Origin of the sequence: Parafrankia sp. Ea1.12, from assembly GCF_900465275.1 — a bacterium.
Taxonomy (GTDB): Bacteria; Actinomycetota; Actinomycetes; order Frankiales; family Frankiaceae; genus Parafrankia; species Parafrankia soli.
In genome coordinates, this window is record NZ_UBIZ01000219.1 from 1 (window position 1) to 280 (window position 280).

At 68.2% G+C, this 280-nt stretch carries 1 pseudogene; it reads right to left on the reverse strand.

Annotation, left to right across the window (positions count from 1 at the left end):
- Window positions 1-280: pseudogene (locus FMEAI12_RS08455) on the reverse strand (helix-turn-helix domain-containing protein); the annotation flags it as partial.

The following is a 280-nucleotide window of genomic DNA, read 5'->3' on the forward strand; positions in this document are numbered from 1 at the left end:
GCGCAGTCCACGTGGAAAAAGTCCACGGCCAGCATCGTCGACGCCTGCGTACGCAGGAACTGTCGCCATGTGGTGTCGGTCTGCCGTTTCGGAGCTGGGGGAGCCCCAGGGACGTCAGGACCCGGCGGATCGTGGATGCGCTCACCCGGTGGCCGAGTTTGAGGAGCTCGCCCTGGATTCGCTGGTAGCCCCACGTCGGGTTCTCGGTCGCGAGCCGCTCGATCAGCGTGGCGATCTCCTGGCTGATCGGTGGCCGTCCCGTCCGCTGCGGGTCGGGAGG